This is a genomic window from Longimicrobium sp., from assembly GCF_036554565.1.
Classification (GTDB): Bacteria; Gemmatimonadota; Gemmatimonadetes; order Longimicrobiales; family Longimicrobiaceae; genus Longimicrobium.
The window spans coordinates 1-5,318 of record NZ_DATBNB010000025.1; the positions used below are offsets into that span (position 1 = coordinate 1).

The window sequence follows — 5,318 nt, forward strand, 5'->3', positions numbered from 1 at the left end:
GCGCCACCGGCATGCTGGTGGTGGCGTCCCTCATCTACATCGCCACGCGGCTGCTGGAGGACCGCTGGCCCTGGCTCGGCTACGTGCGCGCCACCGCCGAGGCGTCGATGGTGGGCGGGATCGCGGACTGGTTCGCCGTGACGGCGCTCTTCCGCTACCCCGCGGGGATCAAGATCCCGCACACCGCCATCATCCCCAACCGCAAGGACCGCATCGGCAAGAGCCTGGGCAACTTCGTCCAGAACAACTTCCTGTCGCCGCCCGTCATCTCCGCCAAGCTGCGCGAGGCCAACGTGGCGCTGAAGCTGGCGCAGTGGCTCGCCAATCCGGACCACGGCGACACGGTGGGCAAGCACGCCGCGGCCGCGGTCACGGGCGTCGTGCAGGTGCTGCGTGACGACGAAGTGCAGGAGATCATCGAGCAGAGCGTCTTGGGGCGCGTGCGGACCACGCAGGTGGCGCCGCTGATGGGTCGCGTGCTGACGCTGGTGACGGCCGAAAACCGCCACCAGGAGCTGCTGGATTCCGCCATCCGCCTGTTCGACCGGCTGTTCGAGGAGAATCGCGAGGTCCTGCGCGCCAAGATCACCCAGGAAACACCGTGGTGGATGCCCACCGCCGTGAACGAGGAGATCTACAAGCGGGTCGCGCGGGGGATCGAACGGACGCTGGTGGAGGTGGCGCACGACCCCAACCACCCGCTGCGGGGGCGCTTCAACGAGGCCGTCGGGGAGTTCGTGGAGCGGCTGAAGAGCTCGCCCGAGATGATCGCCCGGGGGGAGGCGCTCAAGGAAGAGGTGCTGGGCCACCCCGCCGTGCGGCACTACTCGGCGGGCCTCTGGGCCGACATCAAGGCGTCCGTCCTGCGCCACAGCGCGGACCCGGAGAGCGAGTTCCGGCGGCGCGTGGGGAGCGCGGTCACCCGGTTCGGCGGATCGCTGCTGGAAGACAAGGAATTGCTGGCCAAGGCCAACGGGTGGGTGGAGCAGGCGGTGCTGTACGTGATCGAGCAGTACCGTCACGAGGTGGCCGACCTGATCGAGACCACCGTGCAGGCGTGGGACCCGGAAGACACCACCCGCAAGATCGAGCTGCAGATCGGCCGCGACCTGCAGTACATCCGCATCAACGGCACGCTGGTGGGCGGCCTGGTGGGGCTTCTGATCTACACCGTGTCACTCTTCTTCGGCGCGGGATGACGTGGGTCAGGCGGCGGGGGCGGGGGTGCGGAAGACCAGCGCCACCGAGTAGAACTTGACCACCAGGATGCCGACGACGACGGCGGTTACCAGCACGGGCGAGCGGGTGAGGACGAGCAGCGCCGTCACGAGGCCGGTGTTGAACACCTTGCCCAGCGGCGACCAGTTGAGCTCCCACACCCGCTTGTTGACCAGGTAGTAGTAGTTGGGCGAGATCATGCGCGGATAGCGCAGGTACTGGTTGCTCAGGTAGTGGTCCACGCCCATGAACTGGATGAGGAACAGCACCACGGGAACGGCCAGCGCCGGGTACAGGTACAGCTCGTTGAGGTAGAAGAAGGCCACCAGCAGCCGGTCGGCGAGAATGTCGAACTGGCCGCCGAACAGGGTTTCCTGGTTCAGCCAGCGCGCGACGGCGCCGTCCAGGATGTCGAGCGACCAGTAGACGCCCAGCCCCCACAGGTTCAGCCGCTCGTCGCCGTGCAGCGCCGCCAGGGTGAACAGCGCCATCCCCGCCACCAGCCGCACGGCCGTGATCAGGTTGGGCCACGTCCACGGGGTGTCGGGATGGATGTCCGTGGGAAGCGGCGGCGCGCCCCAGGGAAGCTTCTCGGGCTGGGCTAACGGCATGCGGATGCTGACCGGTGTAGGATGGAGCTCGCCGATGGATCGCGTGGCGCGCAAAAGCTCACCCGCGGCGGCGCCCGCCGCAACCCCGGCCAGTGGACAGCGCCGGATCGCCCTTGCGGCGGCCACATGCCCCAAGCACCTTTCCGGGCAAGCGTTTGCGCCACTCTCCCGCGGTCCGCACCTGATGCAGAACGATCCCACGCCGCCGAGGGCCACGCGCCGGGGCAGCACGGTCCGCCGCCGCATCGAGCGCGTTGCCGTTTCGCCCGAGGGCGCGCTGCGCCGCTCGCGCGACGACGCGCTGACGACGGAGGAGCCGCTGGAGATCCGCGTCCTCGGCACGGATGGGGTGGCGCACCGCGTGGCGGTTACCATGCGCACGCCCGGCGCGGACTTCGAACTGGCGGCGGGCTTCCTGTACGGCGAAGGGCTGATCGACGGGCCGGATGCGGTGCGCGCCATCCGCTATTGCACCGAGGCCGAGCAGCTGTACAACGTGGTGAACGTGGCGCTGGCGCCGGGAGTGCCGTTCGATTCGTCGAGCCTGGCGCGCAACTTCTACACGACGTCCAGCTGCGGCGTGTGCGGCAAGGCGTCCATCGAGGCTGTGATGGGCCCGGCGTGCGCGCGAGTGGCGGGTGGGGTGACGGTGGATGCGGAGACGCTCGTCGGGCTCCCCGCGCGGCTGCGGGAGGCGCAGGCCGTGTTCGAGCGGACGGGCGGGCTTCACGCGGCGGCGCAGTTTACGCCCGAGGGCGAGCTGGTGCGGGTGAGGGAAGACGTGGGCCGCCACAACGCGATGGACAAGCTGGTGGGCGCCGCGCTGCTCGCTGGCGAGCTGCCGCTGGCGGAGCACGTGGTGCTGGTGAGCGGGCGCACGAGCTTCGAGCTGGTGCAGAAAGCCGCGCGGGCGGGCGCCGCGGTGCTGGCGGGCGTTTCGGCACCCAGCAGCCTGGCGGTGGAGTTGGCGGAGCAGGCCGGGATGACGCTCGCGGGGTTCGTCCGCGAGCCGGGATTCAACATCTACACGGGAGGCGAGCGCATCGCTTCCCGTGTTCGCGAAAAGGTAGGCGGATGACGGGACGGGCATTTGGGACGATGATGATCGCGGCCGTGCTGGCGGGGTGCGGCGAGCAGGGCAACGAGCTGCGCGAGGCCACGGAGCGGAGGCGCGCCACGGAGGCGCGGGACGACTCGGCCGCGGCGGATTCCGCGCCCCGCGCCCCCGCGCGCCTGCCTGCATTCGTGCTGGCGGACTCCACTCCCGCCGCGCCCTCCACCGACAGCGCCGCCGCGACTCCGGCCGCAGGCGCCGACTCCGCCGCAGTGCCGACGCCCGCCCCCGCGCCGCAGGCGGACTGGACGTCCGGGCGCACGCAGGTCCGCCGCCGGCCGGGCGGGGTTGCGACGCTGCGCCAGGTGCGCACGGCGCCGAACGCGGGCTTCGACCGGTTCGTCGTGGCGCTGGGGGCAGATGCCATCCCGGGGTACCGCATCGAGTACGTCGACCGGCCGGTGCGCCAGTGCGGCTCGGGCGAGGCCACCAAGGTTGCGGGCGACGGGTGGCTTTCCATCACCCTTCACGCCGCGCGCGCCCACGACGACCAGGGCCGCGCCACCATCCCGCAGCGTGAGCGCGCGCTGTCGCTTCCCGTGCTGCGCGAATACGAGTTCATCTGCGACTTCGAGGCCGAGGTGCAGATCGTTCTCGGCGTGGCATCCCCCAACCGCTACCGCGTGCTCGAGCTGGCGAACCCCAGCCGGCTCGTGATCGACGTCCAGCACTGAAAAGAACGTTTCACGCAGAGGTCGCAGAGGGAAAAGAGAGGACGCAGAGGGCTGCCACGGCGCCTCTGCGTCCTCTCCGTCTTCTCTGCGACCTCTGCGTGAAACTGTAGTTCTGTCGGCGCGGGCGACACGCTGTCTCGCTTCGATACACTCTCCGCCGCCGACCCAGGCGCCGCCGCGATCTCTCCGATCGCCGTAACCAGCTCTCCCACAAGAACTAAGCGGTCCTGGGCACCGGATGTTCCTTCCGGGTCCCCGTGTTGCTTTTCCCTGCTTGCGAGGCGCCGGGACGTTTTCGCCGTGATCCGCGGCGCGACGGCGTCATCGCACCTGGGAGAGAGCCCGATGCACAGGACCATTCTCACGACCATCTGCCTGGTGGCTCTCGCCGCGTGCGGGGGCGGCGGCGCGGCCCCGCTCACCAGCGGCACTCAGCCCGGTGCGCTGGCCTCGCTCGCCGTGTCGCATCCGGAGGGCGCCATGCCCGTCGGCGATACGCTGATTATGCAGGTGGAGGCAAAAGACGCCACCGGCCAGCCCGTGCCGAACGTGCGGCCGCAGTGGTCGTCCAGCGACGCATCCATCGCGACGGTGGATGCGGACGGTGTCGTGAGAGGGCTGAAGGCCGGCGCGGCCACCATCACCGCCAGCGCCACGGCCGGTGGCGTGACGAAGACGGCGGACTACGCCATCGCCGTGCTCGCCGCCCAGGCGCCTCCCCAGCCGCAGCCGCAACCACAGCCCCCTGCGCCGCCTCCGCCGCCACCGCCCGCTCCGCAGCCCAACACCGCCGAGGTGCTGGGCGTGGACGACGCATTCCAGCCCAGCGCGGTCAGCATCCAGCCCGGCGGCACCGTCACCTGGCGGATGGTGGACGAGGAGCACGACGTGACGTGGTCCGGCACCGCGCCCGCCGGTGGCAACATCGGAAAGATGGACCGCGGGACCTCCGTCAGCCGCACCTTCGCCACCGCGGGGGTCTACGCCTACTCCTGCCAGCGGCACAAGGGAAAGCACGGCGGCACGGTGACGGTGGACGGCGCCACGCAGACGCCGGTCTTCACCTCCGTCCGCGTCTCCCCCGCGAGCCCGTCCCTCGCCGTGGGTGCGACGGTGCAGCTGACCGCCACGCCGCTGGACCAGGCGGGGCAGGCGATGGCCGGCGTTCCCCCGGCTGCCTGGTCGTCCGCCGACCCGGCCCGGGCCACCGTCAGCGCCTCGGGACTGGTGACCGGGGTGGCGGCGGGGACGGTTTCCGTCACCGCCCGCATCACCCACGGCGGCGTCACGCGGGAGGCAAGCGTCTCCGTCACCGTGGGCGGCACCGGGACCGGAGGGGGAAGCTCGCCCTCCACGGCGACGGTGACCACGCCGGGGAACACCTTCAGCCCGGCCGCGGTGACCCTCGCCACGGGGGGAACGGTGACGTGGCAGTTTACCGGCAGCACGCGCCACAACGTCACCTTCAACGGCGCGGCGCCGGCGGGAGGAAACATCCCCGATACGGACGCTGGCGCCTCGGTGGCGCGGACGTTCGCCACCGCGGGCACGTACACCTACCAGTGCACGCGCCACGCGGGAATGACGGGGCAGGTGATCGTCGGGCCCTGAGGGGCGCAGCAGACCGGAACACGAGAAAACCATGCGGCTCGGCCGCCATCCACTCACACGGAGCAACGAACATGAAGAAGACCCTGCTGG

At 70.8% G+C, this 5,318-nt stretch carries 5 protein-coding genes; 4 read left to right on the plus strand and 1 reads right to left on the minus strand.

The genetic code is table 11. From position 1 onward, the window contains the following. Positions 1–1,199 (plus strand): DUF445 domain-containing protein (locus VIB55_RS00760; protein WP_331874749.1); only part of this gene is annotated, 1,199 nt, incomplete at its 5' end. Between the two features lie 6 nt (positions 1,200–1,205). On the opposite strand, the gene VIB55_RS00765 is transcribed toward VIB55_RS00760, so the two are convergent. Continuing rightward, positions 1,206–1,829 carry a CDP-alcohol phosphatidyltransferase family protein gene (locus VIB55_RS00765; RefSeq protein WP_331874750.1) on the minus strand — a complete coding sequence of 208 codons (624 nt, stop codon included), beginning with the start codon at positions 1,827–1,829 and terminating at the stop codon, positions 1,206–1,208. A gap of 184 nt (positions 1,830–2,013) precedes the next feature. Between VIB55_RS00765 and fdhD the strand changes: the two genes are divergently transcribed. The 3 genes from fdhD (at position 2,014) to VIB55_RS00780 (ending at position 5,228) form a co-directional block, all read left to right on the plus strand. After that, the gene (gene fdhD / locus VIB55_RS00770; protein WP_331874751.1) at positions 2,014–2,907 is read left to right on the plus strand and encodes a formate dehydrogenase accessory sulfurtransferase FdhD; all 894 of its coding nucleotides are present in this window, start codon (positions 2,014–2,016) and stop codon (positions 2,905–2,907) included. Beyond that, positions 2,904–3,617, plus strand: coding sequence for an AMIN-like domain-containing (lipo)protein (locus VIB55_RS00775; RefSeq protein ID WP_331874752.1), 714 nt, complete (start codon positions 2,904–2,906; stop codon positions 3,615–3,617). The genes fdhD and VIB55_RS00775 overlap by 4 nt, the downstream gene beginning before the upstream one ends. Positions 3,618–3,962: 345 nt before the next feature. Beyond that, entirely contained in the window at positions 3,963–5,228 is a 1,266-nt protein-coding gene (locus VIB55_RS00780; RefSeq protein ID WP_331874753.1) for an Ig-like domain-containing protein, read from the plus strand. Positions 5,229–5,318 lie beyond the last annotated feature (90 nt).

Bases quoted from the DNA above. Each gene is read 5' to 3' on its own strand.
- VIB55_RS00765 (WP_331874750.1), bottom strand. From the start codon at position 1,829: ATGCCGTTAGCCCAGCCCGAGAAGCTTCCCTGGGGCGCGCCGCCGCTT.
- VIB55_RS00775 (WP_331874752.1), top strand. From the start codon at position 2,904: ATGACGGGACGGGCATTTGGGACGATGATGATCGCGGCCGTGCTGGCG.
- fdhD (WP_331874751.1), top strand. From the start codon at position 2,014: ATGCAGAACGATCCCACGCCGCCGAGGGCCACGCGCCGGGGCAGCACG.
- VIB55_RS00780 (WP_331874753.1), top strand. From the start codon at position 3,963: ATGCACAGGACCATTCTCACGACCATCTGCCTGGTGGCTCTCGCCGCG.